The organism is bacterium, assembly GCA_024224155.1.
Taxonomy (GTDB): Bacteria; Acidobacteriota; Thermoanaerobaculia; order Multivoradales; family JAHEKO01; genus CALZIK01.
Map to the genome: position 1 here is coordinate 79,933 of JAAENP010000311.1, position 20,086 is coordinate 100,018.

Genomic DNA, 20,086 nt, shown 5'->3' on the forward strand with positions numbered 1-20,086 from the left:
AGAGAAGGGAGACGCATGTCATACGTCATCACCGAAAAATGTCTGGGCGAGCGTTACGCGACCTGTGTGGAGGTCTGCCCCGTCGACTGCATCCATCCGGGCGAATACGAGCACGAAGGAGACTACGGCAACGAGTTCATGGTCATCGATCCGGATGCCTGCATCGACTGTAGCCTCTGCAAGCCCGAGTGCCCGATCGACGCGATCGTCGAGACCGAGGCAGAAGATCCGGAATGGGCTGAGATCAACCGCAAACTGGCTCTGGACGACGGCTGGAACGAGCACGATCCGGTCGAGCCGAGAGCCCGCGACGACGAACCGCATCGCCCCGACGTGAACGAGATCGTCAATCCGTAGGAACCCTCCAAATCCGCAAGAACGAAAGGGCCGGCGCCGAGCGCCGGCCTTTTTCTTGGCCGAGCTAAGGCTGCTCGAATTCCAACAGTCGGTCGACTCCGTCGACCGCGAGCTCCTGCTCGGTTCCGTCGGGCCAGATCACGATCAGCGACTCGACGTTCTGCGCGTCTCCCAAACCGAAGGTCACCGGCAGCTCAGACTGCGACTGATAGCTCTTGGTGGGGGTCACGGTCCGACGCTGCGTGGTTCCGGCCGCTGAAAGGACCAGTCGGGCGCCGATCGCTTCGCGGTTCGGCGCCTTCCCGAGCAGTCGCACACGCAGCCAGTGGTTGCCGAGACTCTGGTCGTTTCTCAGCAGCAAAGGCCGGCGGCCGGTCTGGGTCATGACCAGGTCCAGATCCCCGTCCCCATCGATGTCCGCGTAGGCGCTGCCACGTCCGACAATCGGGCGGGTCAGGTCGCCGACGCCGGCGCCTGTCAGAGATACGAAGCCGGCTCGAGCGTTGGGTCCCGCGTTCCAGAACAGCTGCGAAGCCTGTTCGTAGGTCTGGCTGGGATCGACCGTATTGATCTCGCTTTCGAGGTGGCCGTTGGTCTGAACGATGTCGAGCCGGCCGTCGAGATCGGCGTCGAGGAAGAGCAGTCCGAACGACAGCGCCAGCCGGCTCGGGGCTCCGATACCCTCGCCGATCGCCTCGTCGGCGAACAACGTCGGATCTCCCTGCGACAGGTACAGCGAGGTCATTTCGTTGGCGAAGTTGCCGATACCGAAGCCGAGCTCGGTGTCGTTGCGGAAGTGGCCGGCGTCGACGCCCATCGCGCCGGTGGCCTCGCCCTCGCGGCCGTAGGCGAGCCCCCAGAACTCCCCCACCTCCTCGAAAACCCCATCTCCCAGATTGTGAAAGAGAAAGTTTCGCACCGTGTCATTGGCGACGAATAGATCCAGAAGGCCGTCGCCGTCCAGGTCGATCGGCAGCACGCCCAGCCCCTTGCCCACCGGAACTCCTGTGGCTTCGTTGCTGATGCGCACGCCGGCGGCCTCGGACTCGTCCACGAAGGTGCCATCGCCTCGGTTGCGATAGAAGAAGGGATACGTCCCCTCATAGTTTACGGGGGGGCCGTAGGCCTTCCCGACCCCGGTCAACTGATAGTTGACCTCTTCGTCGATCTCCCGCGACCACTTGACGTAGTTCGAAACGTAGAGATCGAGATCGCCGTCGTTGTCGGCGTCGAAGAAAGCGGCACACGACGACCAGGATTCCGGCGATCCGGCAACTCCGGCTTTGCTCGTAACGTCTACGAAGCCGGCGGCGGTGTTGCGCAGCAGCCGATTCTCTCCGACCGCCGCCAGGAACACATCCGTACGACCATCGCCATCGTAGTCACCTACCGCAACACCGGTGGCGTACAGAGAGACGCCCACGCCGACCTCGCGTGACACATCGGTGAAGGCTCCGGACCCGTCGTTCGCGTACAACCTGCTCGTAACGCCGGTATTGCTGTGGCCGCTTGTAGGCCAGTAGCTGGAGTTGACCAGCAGAAGATCCTGGTCGCCGTCGTTGTCATAGTCGAAGAACGCCGCTCCGGAGCCCATGGTCTCCGGCAACAGCTTTCCGCCTTCGGCGCCGTTCGTGTGGACGAAGTCGACGCCGGCTTCGAGCGTGACATCGGCGAAGGGAATCGAGGGCGCCACAGAGGTCTCGACCACGCGCTCGGGGGCCTCGGTCTCGATCTCGACCTCGGCCTTCTCTTCGCCGGGCCTCGCCCGCCACAGAAGCACGGCCGCCATCAGGAGCGCGATCACCGCAATCACAACGAGCGACCGTCTGAACCACACCCCGATAACGGCGTCGTCACCGGTGGTGTTTTCCGCGCCGGGCAGGTCGGGCCTTTTGTCCTCGTCCTTCATCCCCAGTTTCCTCTTGTCACTACCAGGGCGACTACTCTCCGCTCAGCCCGTAGGCCCCCGCCCGCTGGAGGTCATAGATCGCGATCGCTTCGGCCGCGTGATCGGCCGCTGGATTCTCCGCCCGGTGCTTGGCGATGGCCCGGCCCCGGGCGTTGTCGTCGGGTTTGTACTTGCGATAGAGCTCAAAGTGATGACGCGCCTGCTCGCGCTCACCGAGCTGCTTGTAGATGAGGTCGAGATTGAAGTGCGCGGTGACGTTCTCCGGCTCGAGCTCCAGCACCTTCAAGAACTCGTCTCGGGCCTGTCCCAGAAGCTCCTCGCGCCGACCGCCTTCTCGGCGCCGCTCCAGCTTGGCCCGCTCGAACAGGGCTTGCCCGAGCTCATTGAGCAGCCTGTAGTCCTGGCTGAAGTCGAACTCGCGGCTGCGGGTCTCGGCGTCGTCCAGATCGACGATCGAGCGGAAGTTGGCGATCGCCTCGTCCAGAAACCCGTTCTGCTTGTTGACCAGACCGGTGAACCAGGCGACCGACCAGGTCGGCGCGGGAGGGTCGAACGCCGCGGCGCGTTCGAGTGCCACGATGGCCTGATCGCTCACCGTTCCCTGCGCTATGTAAACCCGCGCCAGATTGAGCGGCCCGTCCGGGCGGTCGAGCGCTTCGACCTGGCGGAAAGCGACTTCGGCCTGGCGCAACTCGCCCTTCGTCTTGCCGCCCTTGCGCAGCAGTGCGATGCCATAGTCGTTCCAGCGTTGCCATTCCGGGATATCGGAAGGCTCGTTGCCGACGGTCTCTCGACGAGCGGCGATCGGAAACGTTACCGAGTCCGTGGCCAGAACCATGACCGGCAGCTGGTTGACGTGGTCCTCACCGTAGATGTACTTCATCAAGATGGCGTCGAACTTGCGAAACTTGAGCTCGACGTCGACAGTCAGGCTGCCAACCGCGTCCGCTGGCACGTCCAGCTTGTAGTGGACGACATCGGCCGCACCTGGAGGGATCATGTGGTTGTAGAGCGACACAAAGATGTCCTGTGCATTGCGCCGATCCAGACGGTCGCCATTCCGATCGAGAACATAGGAATTGACGAAAAACGACCATGGATCGACGAGGCCGTCCTCGCGCATCGCGCCGTTTCTGCCCACGACGCGGTCTCCCGAGGAGGCGGTGATGTCCAGCCAGACTTCGTTCGAGTCCGAGGTCCCCTGGGTGAAATGGTGCCCCATCTTGAGCGTCCGGATCACCGCCTCGAGGAGATAACTCCGGCCGGGCTCGAGAGTGGGAACCTCCGGCCGTAGCGGCGCGATCAGCTCACCATCGATTCGGCCGCCCTCTTTTATCCCGAAGAGATCGACTCGCATGACGCCTTCGTTGAACCGTTCATGCGCCTCGGTCACCTCGGGACCGAAACCGAGCAGCTGCGGAACCGCGGTATTGGCGCTCGGAAACAGATGATCGTGGACCTTGAGCTCTCCCGAGTCGTCGAAGTCCTGTGCTCCGAACTGATCCGACGGCGCCAGCGCCATGTGGCAGCCGTTGCAGTTGTGCTCGGCTTTGTCCGGATAGTAGAAGCTGGCGACGCCGTGGCCGGAAACGCCGCTCAGATGATACGAGTCGTAGTGGTTCTGTCCGCGAAGCCATTTGTACTTGTTGAGCTCTTCCGGCAAGTGCACCTTGTGGCACCCGCCGCAGAACTCGGGCGTCTTGTGCAGCGGTTTGAGGAAGGTGCGCTTGTGGAACTCAGGCTTCGCCTTGACCAGTTGCTCGTTGATCCACCGTAGAGCCTTGCTGTCAGAGAACGCGAACGGGTAGTGCTGGGGCTCTTCGAGGGTGTAGTCCCCGTTGCCTCTGAGGCTGTTGACGTGAGTGATCGCGTGACACGCCGTACAGGTGATGCCCTGGTCCGCGGTGGGATCGTTGACGTCGTCGAAGTTCGGATCGTCGAACTTGCCGCTGAAAAACGGCACCGGATCGTGACAGCCGGCACAGAACCGGGCCGCCTGAACATCGCCATCCCGCTCGAGCGCGACCTTACGGGTCTCCCTGACCGAGAACCGGTAGATCGGGTTGTTGAACGAGCTCAGCCGGTGCGCACTCGCGGTCCAGGATTCGTGTGAGTCCTCGTGGCAAGACTCGCAATAGCGGTCGTTCATGAGCACCCGCTCGGGGATAAAGTCGCCCGTCGCGGTCCGAGCCAGCGACGGGAAGAAGTACTGCTCACGCGAGGCCGGTCCCTCCACGTTCCAGCTGCGCGGATCCTTGGCCTGCAAGACCAGAAGCACGATCGCGACCGCCGCCGCAATCGCGGCCCAGCGGCCGCCGACACGCCATTTGATCCGCGGGCCCGCCAGTCGATGGAGCACGAACAGCCAGGCCGCAACCAGCGGAGTGAGGACGTGGATCCAGAACGCCACCGAACGCACGGCGGGGTCCTTGACCACGATCACGCCCTCGATCCGCGTCAGCACCACGCCCGAGGCCAGCAGAGCCACCGCCACCGCGAGCAGCCCGTAGCCCACCCAGACGGCTCGCCGATTCGGGCGGTTGTAGGCGTTGCGCGTGTGAGCCGCGCCAAACACGATGAAGGGCAGAATCAGCACCAGACCGAGCACCAGATGACCCAGAAACATGACCAGGTAGAACCAGTTCTGGTAGACCTCGCCGCGCGACCACTCGAGCAGTCTCACGCCGACCAGGTAGACGGAGTTGACCGTGAGCAACGCGAACAAGCCGAAGACGACGGCAAGCACCTTGCGCAGCCGGGGTCCGATGGCTCGGCGCTGGTTACCGCGCTGGCGTGCGTGTGGCCGCTCGTCTCGTTTCGCCATTGAGAAACCTCGCCGGGTGCGACGCACCAAGCGGGATACTAACAGCGGGACACGCCTCGAAGCCTCGCCAAGTTAGGCCAGCGAAGCGCTGAGATTCGCAGGTTGTCCTTTGTTTGTGGTAGATTGCGGCGTCTTGCCGCCCAGGCAGCATGCGACTGGCGCGGCGGTGCTCAGGAAAGGCCGCCATGAGGATAGGGATCGGTACACTGCGGGAACGGACGATCGCGGGTGTGGCTGCGTCGATCCTCCTGCTGCTGGCGGTGCCGGCCCGGGCCGAAAGCCTTCGCGGCACCACCCGTTCTCTCGACCGGCAGAACGTCCAAGCGAGAAACCACGACTTCACGTTTCTGAGCACCAAGAATCAGGTGCAGCGGTTCGTCACGAACGGCTGGCTCGTGCCCGTCCATTCCAATCACGTCTACCGTCTCAAGGGCGTTTCCTTCCCCTACTCGCGCCCCGAGGTCAAGCTGTTCGTCGAGCGCCTGGGCCAGCAGTATTCGGCCGCCTGCGGTGAGGAGATGGTGGTCACCAGCTTGACCCGCCCCCGTAACTACCAGCCTCGCAACGCGTCGCCGCGCTCAGTCCACCCCACCGGCATGGCGCTCGATCTGCGTCGCCCCAACAACAGGGGCTGCCGGGCATGGCTGGAGCGAGTCTTGCTGTCGCTCGAGGCGCAGGGAGTGCTCGAAGCAACCTACGAGCGCAGGCCGCCTCACTACCACGTGGCCGTCTTCCCCGAGCCGTACAGAAAGTACCTGGAGAGCCTCGTGTCGGGCCGGCCGGTCCGAACCTATCTCGTTGATCGTGGCGACAGTCTCTGGCGGATCGCCAGCCGACACGACACCACGGTAGCCGCGGTCAAGAGCCAGAACGGCCTCAAGTCGAACAAGATCTATCCCGGCCAGCTCCTCGAAGTTCCCGTCTCGAAGTAGGCGTGGCACGGGTCGGCTCCGCGCACGGCAGACGCCGGGTTTGCTACACTGGCAGTGGGCTGTTGGACCGTCGGCGCGGAAGCCGGCAGCCATTGTGAGGTATTTATGGCTAATCAAGCATCCATGGTCCGTCGCCAGCGCGAGCGGGCCCGCCAGCAGAAGAGACGCGAAAAGCACGCGCGAAAAACCGAGCGGCGCGAAGCCAAGAAATTCGCCGAGGCCCTCGAGGTGCCGCAAAACGACCCGGCGAACGATCCGACGATTGACTGGGGCTCAGCCGTCCGAGAGACCGAGGTCGTGCTCAACGACAACCTGGAAGTCGTCGAAGACGAGGCGGAAGAAACCGAAGACGACGAGGAAGGCCGACCCGAGGCCGATTGAGCCTCTACCACCTCGCCGGTTCGCAACCGAGGGTGTCTCCGGCCCCGGCGGGCGCGTCTTCCTCGACTGCACCCGCTGACGGCGCCGAGTAGAGCCCGCAAGGACCGAAGCGCGAGTGCTTCGAACCCGAAACCTCAAGCAACTGGTGGCCGCCTGCTTCGCCGTCATCGCGGTCGGCTGCGCCACGGCGCCCACTCCGAGCACTCCCGAGGCCAAGGTCGCCCCGGAAGATCGGCTGCCTGACAACCCGCCGGCCTTTATCCTGGTCAGCCTGGACGGGTTTCGCTGGGACTTTCTCCAACGTGGAGTCACCCCGGCGCTCTCGCGGCTCGCCGCCGAGGGGGTCCACGCCGAGCGCTTGATCCCGTCCTTCCCCACCAAGACCTTTCCGAACCACTACACGATCGTTACCGGGCTGCGGCCCGCCGAGCACGGTCTCGTGGCCAACAATGTCTTCGATCCAGGCAGCCGTGAGCGCTTCGGCCTCTCCAACCGCAAGGCGGTGGGCGACGGCAAGTGGTACGGAGGCGAGCCAATCTGGGTCACGGCCGAGCGCCAGGGCCTCCGCACCGCGCCGCTGTTCTGGCCCGGCAGCGAGGCCGAGATTCTCGGGGTCCGTCCTTCGTACTATCTGACCTACGACGGCGATATGAGTCCGGAGGACCGGGTGGACCTGATTCTCGAATGGCTCGATTTACCGCCTCCGGAGCGGCCCGCCTTCTTGACGCTCTACTTCTCGAACGTCGACGACGGTGCCCATCGCTACGGACCGCAGCCTTCCAAACAGCTGGCAAGGGCACTGAGCATTGTCGACCGGGCCGTGGGACGACTGGTCGAGGGCCTCGAGCGGCGCGGCTTGGAATCGAGCGTCAATCTCATGATCGTCTCGGACCACGGCATGGCGGCGACCTCCGGCAGCCGGATCATTTTTCTCGACGACTATGTCGATCCAGAGACGGCCGGGGTCGTCGACTGGAGTCCGATCCTCGGCCTGTGGCCATCGGACGAAGACGTCGAGGAGGTCTTCAGAGCGCTCGCCGGGGCTCATCCACATCTCGCCGTCTACGGTCGCGATGAGATCCCCGACCGGTTCGAGTTCTCCGGCCACGAGCGCATTCCGAGAATCGTGGGCATTGCCGACGCCGGCTGGAGCGTCACTACCAGGGACCATCTCGCCCAATGCCCTCGTTGCTTTGACGGAGGCTCCCATGGCTACGACCAATGGCGCGAGTCGATGGGAGCCCTGTTGATCGCCAAGGGGCCGTCCTTCCGCAGCCGAGCGAAGATCGGCCCGATCGAGAACTACCACCTCTACAACGTCATGTGCGCGGCCCTCGGGCTGGAGCCGGCCGACAACAGCGGCGACCCCGCCCGCGCCGCGGAGCTCCTGGACCGGGATTGAGCTAGGAGCCGGCCGCGGAGCGGAATTCGTCCAGAAGGCCCGCGAGTTCCTGGACCGAAGCCAGCTCGACGCCGTTGTAGATCGAGGCTCGGATGCCGCCCACCGACCGGTGCCCCTTGAGCCCCACCAGGCCGCGCCTCTCGGCCTCTTCGAGGAACCTCGGCTCGAGGTCATCGCCGGCGATCCGGAAAGTCACGTTCATGCACGACCGGCTCTCGGCTTCTGCGTGTCCGACATAGAAGCCGTCCGAGCGCTCGAGAGCTTGGTAGAGAATCTCCGCCTTCTCTCGGTTTCGCCGGTCCGCGGCTACGAGGCCACCCCGGGCCTCCAGATCCTCCAGAACCAAGCCCATGGCGTAGATCGCAAACACCGGCGGCGTATTCAAGAGAGAGCGCTTGGCGGCAACCGCTCGGTAACTGAACATGTCCGCGAGATCCGTGCGCGTTCGCTCGAGGACATCGCGCCGGATGACCACCACAGTGACTCCGGCCGGCCCCAGGTTCTTCTGAGCGCCCGCGTACACCAGAGCGTGCCCGGCGAGCTCGAACGGCCGGCTCAGGAAGTCGGACGACACATCCGCGACCAGCGGAACACCGTCGGCCTCGGGAGCGGCCGGGTATTGAGTGCCGTAGATCGTGTTGTTGCTCGTGTAGTGAAGATAGGCCGCGTCGTCGCCGACTTTGTATTCGACCCGCCGGGGCACCGCACGATAGCCCTCATCCTTGCCGCTCCATAGCGAGCGAGCAGCTCCCGCTTGCTCGCCGGCAGCTAACGCGAGCTCGCTCCAGCGCCCGGTAACCAGGTAGTCCCCCTGCTGCCCCGGCTCGAGCAGATTCATCGGTACGAGACTGAACTGAGTTCGCGCTCCGCCGCCCATGAAAAGGACGTCGAAATCAGCCTCCGCGTCGAGCAGCCGCAGGAGGCGCGATCTCGCCCCTTCATGCACACGGTTGTATTCGGGGCTCCGGTGGCTGAGCTCGAGGATCGACCGACCGGTGCCGGCGAAGTCGTGAAGCTCGCTGTGTATCCGGTTGATGACTGCCAGCGGCAGAGCTGCCGGGCCGGCGCCGAAGTTGTGGACCCGAGTCGACATCGTCAGGGACTCCCGGCTCCAGCGAACGCCGGCCCCAGCTTGGCTTTCAGGCGATTCCGAATCCAGGCCTCGTCCCACCACTCGACCGGGTTCACGGCCTTGCCTTGGAGCAGCATCGTAAAGTGAAGATGGTCGCCACCGGCCAGCCCGGTCTCGCCGGTCCTGCCCAAGGACTGTCCCTTCTCGACCTGCTGGCCGGGCTCGACTTCGAGGGTCGAGAGGTGTCCATAGAGGCTCATCAGGCCGTAGCCGTGATCGACGACCACGGAGTTGCCGTAGATCCCGAAGTAGCGAGCCAGCACCACCACGCCCCGGTTGGCGGCCGGAACCGGAGCTCTCTTCACCGAGGCCAGGTCAAATCCCAGGTGGTCCTGCTGATCCACCGCTTTTCCCTCGAAGGAATAGGTGCGCCGATCGGCAAAGGAGGACATCACCTGGGCGTTCGGCAGCCCCGAGAAGGACTCGCTCCAGAGAAACTCGGGCCTGCTCCGAGCAGCCAGGTCGGACAGCTCCTGCGTGTTGCGGGCTCGCAGGTCGCGATTGATGCTCAAATAGGTGCTCAGCAGGTCACTCGCCTCCCGTACCGACGGCGAGTTGGCGAGGATTTCGGGCACGACCTTGGACATGAAGCCGGTCGAGAGCTTGATCTGATCCCGATCGTAGGCGCGCTGTTGCAGTCGATCCACAAAGGCCACCGCCGCCCGATTGCCGACCGCATCCTCGGCAATCAGGCGGATCGATTCCGTCGAGTCGAGGTCGAAGGGCACGGCGAAAAGAGCAAACCGCTGTCCGGCGGGAGCTCCCGGCAGTGGGAACCCGGGAAACCATCCGTCGGCAACCGCGACGCCGTCACGAATCGAGGTCTCACCCACGCTGTAGACGACCAGCTCGCAGCCCCCCTGGGCGGGATAGTGCTGGCTCGAAAAGACACCCAGCGCCGGCGGACGCAGCAGGACCGTGAACTCCCGCTCTTCGACTGCCACTTCCCCCTTGCGCAGCCAGGCCGGTGGCGGCCGTGCCTCGACTCGGACGACCGCCGAGCCTTCCTGCAGCGCTTCGCCAAGGGCGTCGCGGCCCACCTCTACAGTAATGCTGTCGGCCGTATCGCGCGCCCCCCAGAACGCCCAGGGCGCCCGCGCTCGATAGCTGCGCTGGGCCAACTCCGTACGGCGCTCCCCTTGAACCAGCTCGACCAGTACCTGTCCCAGACCTCGTCCGGAGGCTTCGAGGTGCACCGTCACTTCGGACTTCCGGCCGATTCCCGGCTGTGCGGACTCGAGCTCGACCACCGGCGCCGTTCCCGCGCGCAGGAGAGCAAGCCCGAGAGCCAACGCCGCGACGACAAGAAGCAGACCGACGAATCGCCTTGGCGATCGCGAGGGCCGTCTGGAGTCCAGGCTGCTCATAGCTCGATGGGCCTCCACAGCGGACTACCTCTCCCCGGTCTGACGGCGAAACGACTTCATCACTTCACGATGCTCCGAGTATCTGGATCGCGCCACGACGTACTGCCGATGCGAGAATCCCAGCTCGCTGGCAATCTGACGAATCTGGGTCTCCTCGGTCGCCGAGATCGACTCGTCGGCGGCCGAGATCGCAAACAGACAGTCCAGAAGGTGCTCCTTCTGGTCCGGTGAGGCGATCTCTGCGAACTCCCGGGTTACCAGGAAGTTCTCGGTGCCTCCGATCAGACGATTCTGGCTTTTGGCGATCTGAACCACCAGAATCGCCTCGTCGTCCCCCAGGCCTCCAAAGCGGGCGACGGCGGCTTCCATGGCTGCGGTCTCCTCGGCCGATATGTTCTGGTCCGCGTGCGCCACACGGCCGAGGATGTAAGCGAAAGCGGCCACGTATCGAGCTTCATCGGGCTCCATGGCTTCGAGTTTCGAGACGATCCGCCGCACGGTCTCGGTATCGCCAGCCGTCGGCTGGGCGGTCTCACCTTCGGCTAAGAGCTTCTTCCAAAACATCTCGGCTAGAGGATAAGCGAAAAGGCCTATCGGTAGTAGCCGGCGATCGTCCGGGCCCTGAGCCCCGTTCCGTCCACGTCGACGTTGAGCTCTCGAAAACGCTCTCCGCCGGCATCTCGGGCGTAGTAACCCAGCAAGTACTGGCTGCGCAGCTCCTCGTCGATCTTGCCGTAGATCGCACTCAGGTCTCCGCCCACACGGGTCACGAAGACCCGCCCTCCGACCGACCTCACCAGCTCTTGGAGCCGATTCATGAAACCCCGGATCGTCAGGCCCTTGCCCTCGGTTCGGTAGATCTCGTCATTCGAGACGATCACGTAGACCGGCACGCCAACCCGCCGGGCGAAACGTAGGCAGGTCCGATACGAGAAATCGGGATCTTCGTCGGCCCCGTCGGAAAAGACGATCAGAGCCTTCTTGCCCGGCACGGACTGCAGTTGGACCAGAGAGTAGACGATGCCCTTCCAAATCTCGGTCCGCCCATCGGGCTCGAGCGTGTACAGCGCCTTCTCGACACCGGACAGATCCATGGTCGTGTCGCGTACCAGCTGGGGCCCGCCGCCGAACCGAACCACGAAGGCGCGGTCCTCGGTGGATTGGAGCTCGTTGACGAACTTCGCCGCGGCCTTTTGCACGTCCGGCAGCTTCACGAACATCGACGCGGAGGAGTCGATCGCCAAGCCCACGGTCAGCGGCAGGTCGCCGGCCTCACTGAAGGTCGCCACCTCCTGCTCGACCCCGTCCTCGAAGACTCGAAACGCCTCTGCAGGCAGACTCGTCACGGGGTGGCCCTGCCGGTCGGTGACCACGGTGAAGAGCTCCACCAGCTCGACTCGTACTCGCTCGCTGCCGCCCGGACTGTTGATGAACAGAACATCCTCGGTCCGCGAACCGTCCGCTAGTAGGGCTTCGACGCGGAAGAACCCCGAAGGTCCGTCGGCCGGAATCGGGAAGCGCTGCACGAACGGCGGCGCGAACCTGGTGGCGAAGAGCTCGTTGTTCCAGTAGAACTGGACCCGATTGATCTCGGAGCCCCGGGGCATCTCGACCGCCGCGCGGACGACCACCGGTCCGGTCAGCAGCGACCCCGGCTCGCCGGGGTCCTCCGGACTTACAATACGCACCCTGAAGGTCCCAGTACCGGCATTCAGAATCAGCCGATCGCGTCCGATCTCGAGCCCACCCGAATCGTAGGCCACCGCTTCGACACTGTGTCGATCCGGATACTTTCCGAGGGTCACCGGCACCGAGAAAGGTAGCGACTTGCGAACCGTCTCGAGCTGGCCATCGAGGTAGAACTCGACCTTACTGACCCGGTCCGAGAGCACGGTCTCGATCCGGACCTTACCGATAGCGAGGGGTTCGCGAGGCGCCAGAAGGTGGACCGCTCGCGGCGCTGGGAGAAGCCCACCGAGCGATCCGAGGACGTCGAAGCCGCTCGCCGCCACCAATGAAGCGTAGGCCCCGCCCCACTGCCCGCTTTGCAGATCTTCGACGATCACGACCACCGGAGAGTCCGGCGATACCGTGGACCCGAGATCCACCGAGAACGCGCCGTCCGAGATCTGCGCGCCCCTCAGCTCGCGCCTCTCGCTCGACAACCGGCCGTCGGCTTCAAACGCTACCGTCGTCACCTGAAGTCTCTCGAAGGGCAAGCCTTCGGACTCCTCCACGTTGCGAGCCGTGATGACCTCGAGCCGGAGCGAGCCGCTATCCGCAGCTTCCTCCGCAATGGCCTCGACGAACAGGCCACCCTCCGCCGAATCGCCGTCCAGCAACTGTTGGGCCCGCACCACGCTGAGCAGCTCCGGCATGCCCGGACTCACCCACCGGCGGCCGAGGGCTCGGTCGGCGTCGCCTGAGCTCGGCCTCACCGCTGCCTGTGCGGCTACCAGATCCGCAATCTCGACCGGCAACTCGGCCGTCACCACCAGACGCCGGCTGAGGACATCGAATGCGCTCTCGAGTTGAGCACGGTCCACCAGCACGCTGCCACCCGTCTCTCTGGTCAGCTCCCGAAGGCCTTCGTGGGGCTCCAGCAGCGCCGCTTCCGGGACCGACTTGCCGCTACCGCCCAACAGCCTTCTAAGGCCCTCTAAGGCGTCAAAACGCGGCGTGATCACCGTGCGATCGACTCTTCGGCCACCTTCGTACGTGGTCGTCACTTCGGCCGGCCCCTTCTCCTCGCCGCCTTCGAGCAGCGCATCTTGCGCGGCCTCGGGGCTATAGGACCAGATGGTCCAACCGACTGCCGAGAGAGTTCTGGCCAAGTCGTTTATCGTCGGCGCGATTTCCGGAGTCACCTGATCGTCCACCAGCTCCGCGAGCTCGAACGGCCTCAAGATCTCGCGGTAGAACTGCTCGAGATCGAGATCGAACCCCCCTCCCACGAGTAAGAGCATCTTGGGCTCGCTCGAGGCCTGTTCCGCGGCCCAGGCCAGAAGCTGGTTGCGGTGACGACCCAGCAGCTCGGCCTCTTCGGCCAACGCCTCACGAACCAGCGACGCGATCTCGGCCAGCCGCTGCCCGCCGGTCGCCGAGATCGCCAGATGCTCGTTGCCGACCAGATCGGCCAGGCGTGCTTCTTCGACGAAGCGCTCCCGAACGACCAGCTGCCCGCCCTCGCTCTTGGTCCGCAACCGCAGCCAGGCCAGCGCCTCGGCGAGCTGCTCGGGCGCACGGGTCGGCGGGACCGATCGTCTGACCTCTTCGCCCGCGGAGACCACCTCGACCGTGCCGAGGCCCACCAGACTCGACGCCTGCTCGGCCAGCTCGAGAAGACCATTGTGAACCGAGAGAGGGGGCGACAGAAGATCATCGACGTAGATGACCACCCGAGATGACGGCCGGCCGTCGCGAATCGACAGCACCTCGGCCGCACGACCCGCTACCTCGACGGTCACGTCCTCCGCCGAAATGGCCTGCCCTCCCTCGGTCGTGCCCACCGGGATCTCGATTTCTATCCGCTCCGCGGCAAGCGGAACCGAGAGCAGACCCAGCAACGACAGGAGCCGGAGACACCTCCACCGAGTTTTCTGGACTCCCGCACGCGACATCTTCAGTCCGTTCGTAGCAAAGTCGATGCCCACGGTCCCCTGAGGCCTGGTTCCAGGCTCGTGACGGCTCGACCCGCTTGCATAGGTGTGCCGAGGTCTCGACTCCTCTTTGTTCATCGTGGTTTCAATCCGGCAATCGAGCTGAGCTCGTCGGCACGCCCGTCAACCCGAATCGCCAAGCACCGCGTGCTAGAATGCCAATCCAGGTGCCGTTCCCGGCATCCGTTGAGCCAGGCCTCGATCTTAATTCAAAGCCAAGCCGAGTCTCCGCGGATTTGCGTCCGCGGTGTCCTCGGTTTCAAATAAATTCCAAGGAGCAGACAAATGGACTCAATCTTCGACCTGATCACGTCTCAACTCGGTTCCAGCCAGTTGGGACAGATCCAAAACCAACTCGGCCTGGACGAAGGCGCGGCCAAGAAGGCCGTGCCCGCGGCGGTCGGAACGCTGCTGGGAGCGCTGGCCAAGAACTCTCAGAGCAGCTCCGGCGCGGAAGCGCTTCTCGGCGCTCTCGCCCGAGATCACGACGGCAGCGCCCTCGACAACCTCGGAGGACTGCTCGGCAGCTCTCAGACCATTTCGGACGGCAACGGCATTCTCAAGCACGTCCTGGGCGGCAAGCGCGGCGCGGTCGAGAACGGCCTCGGGCAGTCGCTCGGCATCAATCAGGGCCAGGTGGGACAGCTTCTCGCCATGCTCGCTCCGGTCATCATGGGCGCGCTGGGCAAAGCCCGCAGCCAGCAGGGCTTCGACGCCGGATCACTGGCTCGGACTCTCGGGCAGGAACGCGGCCAACTACAACAGAAGCTACCTGCAGGCCTGGGCGGACTGGGTGGTCTCCTCGATGCGGACGGAGACGGTCAAATCATGGACGACGTCGCCAAGAAAGTGGGTGGCAGCCTTCTCAAGAAACTCTTCGGTGGACGGCGCTAGGGTCTCCACCGGTACTTCTTACTCATTTACAGGAGAAAAGCATGGGATTGTTTGATTTCGTGAAAGACGCCGGAGCCAAGCTCTTCGGCGGAGACGACGACGAGCCGAAAAACACCGTCGAGGTGCGCGAGCCGAGTGCCGAAGACGTCGAGCGAATGCAGGAACGCAAGGCCGCCAGCCGGCTGGTCAAGATGGTTCTCGGGCTCGGTTTCGAGGTCGAGGATCTGTCGATCAAGGTCGACGACGGCGTTGCGACGCTCAACGGCAAGGTCGGCTCGCAGGGCGACAAAGAGAAGATCATTCTGGCGGTCGGCAATACCGAAGGTATCGGCCGGGTCGACGATCAGCTCGAGATCGAGAACCCCGAGCCCGAGGCGACCTTCTACACCGTGCAGAGCGGCGATAGCCTGTCCAAAATCGCCAAGCAGCAGTACGGCAACGCGATGAAGTACCCGGTGATCTTCGAGGCCAACAAGCCGATGCTCACCCACCCGGACAAGATCTACCCGGGGCAGGTCCTGCGGATTCCGCCGCTCGCCGACTGAGCCTCGGGGACACCATTCCTTGGTGTCCCCTCCCGACTGGTTATGCCGCGCTCCAAAGGTGCTCGGTTTCCAAAGCCGGAGGCGTCGAGCCTCCGGCTTTTTCTCTTGGCGCCGGCTAGTCCGTGTCGAGCTTTTCGAGCCGGGTCACCAGACGCTGGACACGGCGCTTCACTTCCGCTCGCTCCTTGACGAGCCCCTCCGAGCTCTCGGAACTCCTGGAATTCTCGAGGTCGGCACTCGCCTTTTCGAGCTTCTTGACCCGCGCGGCGAGAACCCGGTTCTTCCGGCGCAACTCGGTCAGCTCACCGAGTAGCCGTTCGGCCTGCTTTTCCAGCTCTTTCATCGAGTCCATCGGACCTCCCTACCTTCCGGTCGGCTCAAGGTCGGCTCGAGTCGAAGCCGAACTTCTTCCCGAGTCCCTCGGTCATCCGCGTGTGATATCGATTGACTTCATCCTGGGTCATGGACCGGTCGGCGGCGTTGTAGCGAAAGGCGATCGTCGTGTTGACCGCTCCTTCCGGAACGCCTTCGCCCTGGTACCTGTCGATCATCTCGAAACTCGCGAGCGTCGCCGGCGCGAGCTCCCGAATCGCGGCGGCGATCGAGCGCCATGGCGTGGCCACCGCGTGCGTCAGGGTCAGATCCACGGACACTCCCGGATGCCGCGACGGCACCGAAACCTCGTCGACGGCAGCACGATCCAGAGACTCGATCTCGATCTCTCCGGCAAAAAGGGGTACCGGACTATCGGGCTCCTCGACACGGCCCAAATAGCCAACCCGCCGGCGGCTCTCCGAGCCCGAGGAGAGAACGACTTTTGCGCTTGTGCCGGCTACGAAACCCGCTAGCTCGCGAGGCTCGAACTCCAGCTTCGCTCCCCGCTCGCGACCCAGATCCTCGAATATCCCCTTCAAGTCGAAGAGATCCTGGGTGACGCCACGCCGCCAGGGACTGCCCAGCGTGCCGCCCATCACAATGCCCAAAGCATCCACCTCGGCTCCCGTTCCCGGAAACACGTGCCCGAACTCGAACAGCCTCACAGCCTGCGCCTCGCGGCGCAGGTTGAAGAGAGCGCCCTCGACGAGATTCGGCAGAAGCGACCGTCTCAGGTACGCGTACTGCTCCGAAAGGGCATTGGCGACCTCCAGCGGCGGTCCCTCTACCAGATTCTCGAATCGCCCATCGGCTGAAGCCGCGCCGAACGAGTAGGTCACGGTCTCCGCCAGACCGGTGGCGGCCAGGAATCCACGCAGCTTTTCGCGTCGGCGATGGGAGCGCCCCGAACCGCGATCCGGTCCGCCAATGGCCGGTAGCGTCGATGGAATCACATCGAGGCCCCGCATCCGGAGCACCTCTTCGTAGAAGTACGCCGGATACACCCGGCCCGAGGAATCCGTCTCGAAGTCGTGACGCCGCCAAGACGGCACCTGGACTGTCCACGCCGGCTCATCGCTCTCGAGCGGCTGCAGCGTGAAACCGAGCCGCTCCAGCCTCTCGACGGCGAAGCTCTCTTCGATTCCGACGCCCGAGAACGTGCACAGGTCGGCGAGCGATAGCGTTCCTTCGAGCGGCTCGGTCACCGTTGCGCGGACGTCGATCGCGTCCGGATCGATCTCCGCCCCGCTCAGACCCTGAATCAGGGCCGCGGCTCGCAGCGCCGCCTCCAGGCAACCTTCAAAATCGGCGCCGCGCTCGAAACGATGGCTGGCATCGGTATGAAGGCCGAGCTTCTTGGCACCGTTTCGAACCCGGGTCGGTTTGAAATAGGCGCTTTCGATCAACACGTTGGCCGTGGATTCGGTGACTTCGCTATCGAAGCCTCCCATGATGCCCGCGAGTGCCACGGCTCCTTCCGCGTCCGCGATTACCAAGACCTCGGGGTCGAGCTCGCGCTTCTCCTCGTCCAGCGTCGTCAGCACCTCGCCGTCGCGCGCAGACCTGACGATGATGCGTTCACCGCGCAGCTTGTCGGCATCGAAGGCATGAAGCGGCTGCCCGTACTCCCACAACACGAAGTTGGTCACGTCGACAACGTTGTTGATCGAGCGAACTCCCACCGCCTCGAGCCTGCTCTTCAGCCAGTCCGGGCTGGCTCCGACTCGAACGCCACGCAAGACCACGCCCACATAGCGCGGGCAGCCGTCTCCGTCCTCGATCGCGATCGAGCCCCAGCTGTTCGACTCGATCTTCACCGATCCGGGCACGGGAGCTTCAGGAGCCTTCACCGGCGTTCCGAAGACCGCGCTCACCTCGCGCGCGAGGCCGAGATGACTCATGCAATCAGGTCGGTTGCTGGTGACGTCGACGTCGAAGTAGATGTCGTCGCCGGCGGTCGTGCTGCCCTCGACGGCAAGGCCGGCTCCGGTCAGGCCCTCGGCCAGAGCTTCGAAAGTGTCCGGAAGCTCGATGTATTGAGAGAGCCAGTTGCGGGAAAACTGCATGGTCAGACCGACTTTCTCACCGGCTACCCTCTCACCTGGCGCAGCAAGCGTTCATCGCTGTCGAAAAGGAGCCGGATATTGGGTATCCCGAAACGAATCATGGCGACCCTGTCAATGCCCAGGCCGAAGGCGAAACCGGTGTAGATAGCTGGATCGATGCCGCAATGCTGAAGAACTCGCGGATTGACCATGCCCGATCCGAGAATCTCCATCCAGCCGGTGTCCGAGCACACACGACAGCCCTTGCCCGAGCAGAACGGACACGTGATGTCGACCTCGGCCGAAGGCTCGGTGAACGGGAAGTAGCTGGGCCGCAAGCGCACACCGGTCTCTGGCGAGAACAGGCGATGCAAGAACGCTTCGAGCGTACCTTTGAGATCACCGAAGGTGATGCCGCGGCCGACCGCCAGACCCTCGACCTGATGGAACATTGGGGAATGGGTCAAATCATTGTCTTTCCGATAGACCCGACCCGGACAGATGATCCGGATTGGCGGCTCGCGATCGAGCATCGTTCGAATCTGCACCGGTGAGGTGTGAGTGCGCAGCAGGCGACCGTCCTCGAGAAAGAACGTGTCCTGCTCTTCGCGGGCCGGATGATCTTCGGGAAAGTTGAGCGCCTCGAAGTTGTGAAAATCGTCCTCGACCTCGGGCCCTTCGGCGACGCTATAGCCGAGTCCGGCGAAGATCTCCACGATCTCGCGTACAACCAAGCTCACTGGATGGGCCGTGCCGACCATCGGCGGTCGGCCAGGAAGCGTGACATCGACCGCAGCCGATTGCTGAGAAGCCGCCTTCTCCTGGGCGGCGAGCTCGGCATCGAGCTCTTCCAGCCGCGTTTCGACCGTGGTCTTGAGCCGGTTGACGGCCTGCCCGAAGGTCTTTCGCTTCTCGGGTGCAAGGCCGCCCAGCTCGGAGAGCAGGCCGCGAACGATCCCGCGCTTGCGACCGAGCCACTTCAGCCGCAGCTCTTCCCACGAGGTCCGATCGGTTACCGCGGAGGCCTCGCGCTCGAAGTCCTCGAGACGCTGCGCGAGATCGGACGGGTCGTTGGGCACCGCAACCTCCGCGGTCACCGACTCAGCCAGCCGCCGCGGCGCTTTCGAGCGTCTGCTTGGCGAGGTTCGCGTAGTCGGAGAAGGCCTGCGGGTCGCGCACGGCCAGGTCGGCCAGCATCTTGCGGTTGATCTCACAGCCCGCCTTGTTGAGGCCGTCGATCAACCGGTTGTAGGAAAGGCCGTTGATGCGGGCGGCGGCGTTGATGTGGACGATCCACAGGCCACGAAAATTGCGCTTCTTCAGACGGCGATCCCGGTAGGCGAACTGGCGAGAGCGATCGACTGCCTGTTTCGCGACACGATAGGCCCGCGATTTGGTGCCGTAGTATCCCTTGGCCGCCTTCAGCACCTTCTTTCGGCGCTGGGTCTTCTTGTTACCGCGTTTTACTCGAGACATCTTGAACCTCGTTTCCTTCTGGCGCTCGCATTGGATTCGAGCTGGTAAGTCACCGAGCCGTTCACTTCAAGTCGCTCGGTGCGGACCGCCGGACAGGTTCGTTCCGGACGGGTCTCTTTGGGTAGGTTACCTCCCTAGCCGTGCAACATCTCTTTGACGTTGCGCGCTGTCTTACCGGTAGTGACCGTCTGCTGGCGAAGTTGGCGCTTCCGCTTGGAGGTCTTCTTGGTCAGGATATGGGAGTGCATCGACTGCTGACGGACGAGTTTGCCGCCAGCCGAGATCTTGAAGCGCTTTGCGGCGCCCCGATGGGTCTTTTGCTTTGGCACTGGTTGACTCCTTGACAGGCTCGGCCACGGCTCGGAACCGCGGCCGGAGCCGCGAAGTGTAGCACGCTCGGGGCAACCTTTCCTAGATGTCCCCTCCCGATCCGAGTCCGCGCTTCGGCGCCGCCCAAAAGGCCGTTGCAGCAGTCGATCCCCGTGTCGACCGGCTCTGAGGTTGGTGCGCCGATTGAGTCGCAACGGTGGGTCCCTCCGCGAGCGCGGAGAGGCTCGCTCCGAGCCCCACGCGCCGCTCCTTCAGCCGCGCGTCGGCGCCGATCGGCAAGGCAGCCGGGCGGGGGCCGCCTCGGGCTTCTCAGCCTGCGCTGGTCGGGCCCTCGCCTGCGCGCCGCTGCGCGCAAACAGACAGTGGCCTTCGTGCCGGATTGCCGAGCGCTTGCGGCGAGCCCCCCGCCCGGCTGCCTTGCCGAATCGGCTTATCCTCAACACGTACCGATGCGAAAA

The 20,086-nt window shown here is 64.2% G+C and carries 17 protein-coding genes; 6 read left to right on the forward strand and 11 right to left on the reverse strand.

All coding sequences use genetic code 11. From position 1 onward, the window contains the following. The first annotated feature begins 15 nt into the window (after positions 1–15). On the forward strand, positions 16–357 hold the full coding sequence (locus tag GY769_16405) for a 4Fe-4S dicluster domain-containing protein (GenBank protein MCP4203501.1): 342 nt from the start codon (positions 16–18) through the stop codon (positions 355–357). 64 nt (positions 358–421) lie between these two features. Here GY769_16405 and GY769_16410 read toward each other — a convergent pair whose 3' ends face one another. Together GY769_16410 and GY769_16415 are read right to left on the reverse strand one after the other, a co-directional pair. Beyond that, a complete protein-coding gene (locus GY769_16410; GenBank protein MCP4203502.1) occupies positions 422–2,266 on the reverse strand; it encodes a CRTAC1 family protein in 1,845 nt (614 codons plus the stop codon). A 31-nt stretch (positions 2,267–2,297) separates the two neighbouring features. After that, positions 2,298–5,090 carry a hypothetical protein gene (locus GY769_16415; protein MCP4203503.1) on the reverse strand — a complete coding sequence of 931 codons (2,793 nt, stop codon included), beginning with the start codon at positions 5,088–5,090 and terminating at the stop codon, positions 2,298–2,300. A gap of 185 nt (positions 5,091–5,275) precedes the next feature. Between GY769_16415 and GY769_16420 the strand changes: the two genes are divergently transcribed. From GY769_16420 to GY769_16430, 3 genes are all read left to right on the forward strand, one after another. Then, positions 5,276–6,022, forward strand: a complete 747-nt coding sequence (locus GY769_16420; protein ID MCP4203504.1) for a LysM peptidoglycan-binding domain-containing protein — start codon at positions 5,276–5,278, stop codon at positions 6,020–6,022. 105 nt (positions 6,023–6,127) lie between these two features. After that, the gene (locus tag GY769_16425) at positions 6,128–6,403 is read left to right on the forward strand and encodes a hypothetical protein (protein MCP4203505.1); all 276 of its coding nucleotides are present in this window, start codon (positions 6,128–6,130) and stop codon (positions 6,401–6,403) included. A gap of 115 nt (positions 6,404–6,518) precedes the next feature. Further along, entirely contained in the window at positions 6,519–7,805 is a 1,287-nt protein-coding gene (locus tag GY769_16430) for an alkaline phosphatase family protein (GenBank protein MCP4203506.1), read from the forward strand. Position 7,806: 1 nt separating this feature from the next. Here the strand turns inward: GY769_16430 and serC are convergent, their stop codons facing one another. The 4 genes from serC to GY769_16450 are packed head-to-tail and all read right to left on the reverse strand — an operon-like array spanning position 7,807 to position 13,924. Further along, the gene (gene serC / locus GY769_16435; GenBank protein ID MCP4203507.1) at positions 7,807–8,898 is read right to left on the reverse strand and encodes a 3-phosphoserine/phosphohydroxythreonine transaminase; all 1,092 of its coding nucleotides are present in this window, start codon (positions 8,896–8,898) and stop codon (positions 7,807–7,809) included. A 2-nt stretch (positions 8,899–8,900) separates the two neighbouring features. After that, positions 8,901–10,304 (reverse strand): M23 family metallopeptidase, encoded by a 1,404-nt coding sequence (locus GY769_16440; protein ID MCP4203508.1) that lies wholly within the window; start codon positions 10,302–10,304, stop codon positions 8,901–8,903. Positions 10,305–10,328: 24 nt separating this feature from the next. Beyond that, positions 10,329–10,868: a hypothetical protein gene (locus tag GY769_16445; GenBank protein ID MCP4203509.1), complete on the reverse strand. Its 540-nt coding sequence runs from the start codon at positions 10,866–10,868 to the stop codon at positions 10,329–10,331. A 26-nt stretch (positions 10,869–10,894) separates the two neighbouring features. Continuing rightward, positions 10,895–13,924, reverse strand: a complete 3,030-nt coding sequence (locus tag GY769_16450; GenBank protein ID MCP4203510.1) for a VWA domain-containing protein — start codon at positions 13,922–13,924, stop codon at positions 10,895–10,897. Between the two features lie 324 nt (positions 13,925–14,248). Between GY769_16450 and GY769_16455 the strand changes: the two genes are divergently transcribed. Continuing rightward, complete coding sequence (locus tag GY769_16455; GenBank protein MCP4203511.1) at positions 14,249–14,857, forward strand: DUF937 domain-containing protein; 609 nt, start codon at positions 14,249–14,251, stop codon at positions 14,855–14,857. Between the two features lie 41 nt (positions 14,858–14,898). Next, complete coding sequence (gene lysM, locus GY769_16460; GenBank protein ID MCP4203512.1) at positions 14,899–15,402, forward strand: peptidoglycan-binding protein LysM; 504 nt, start codon at positions 14,899–14,901, stop codon at positions 15,400–15,402. Positions 15,403–15,517: 115 nt separating this feature from the next. Here the strand turns inward: lysM and GY769_16465 are convergent, their stop codons facing one another. The 5 genes from GY769_16465 to rpmI all read right to left on the reverse strand — a co-directional run bounded on the left by GY769_16465 (position 15,518) and on the right by rpmI (position 19,627). Next, on the reverse strand, positions 15,518–15,745 hold the full coding sequence (locus GY769_16465) for a hypothetical protein (GenBank protein ID MCP4203513.1): 228 nt from the start codon (positions 15,743–15,745) through the stop codon (positions 15,518–15,520). Positions 15,746–15,779: 34 nt separating this feature from the next. After that, positions 15,780–17,843, reverse strand: coding sequence for a phenylalanine--tRNA ligase subunit beta (gene pheT / locus GY769_16470; protein ID MCP4203514.1), 2,064 nt, complete (start codon positions 17,841–17,843; stop codon positions 15,780–15,782). Between the two features lie 23 nt (positions 17,844–17,866). Beyond that, positions 17,867–18,901 carry a phenylalanine--tRNA ligase subunit alpha gene (gene pheS / locus GY769_16475; protein ID MCP4203515.1) on the reverse strand — a complete coding sequence of 345 codons (1,035 nt, stop codon included), beginning with the start codon at positions 18,899–18,901 and terminating at the stop codon, positions 17,867–17,869. Positions 18,902–18,923: 22 nt separating this feature from the next. Further along, positions 18,924–19,298, reverse strand: a complete 375-nt coding sequence (rplT, locus tag GY769_16480) for a 50S ribosomal protein L20 (GenBank protein ID MCP4203516.1) — start codon at positions 19,296–19,298, stop codon at positions 18,924–18,926. A gap of 134 nt (positions 19,299–19,432) precedes the next feature. Further along, complete coding sequence (gene rpmI / locus GY769_16485; GenBank protein ID MCP4203517.1) at positions 19,433–19,627, reverse strand: 50S ribosomal protein L35; 195 nt, start codon at positions 19,625–19,627, stop codon at positions 19,433–19,435. Between the last annotated feature and the right edge of the window lie 459 nt (positions 19,628–20,086).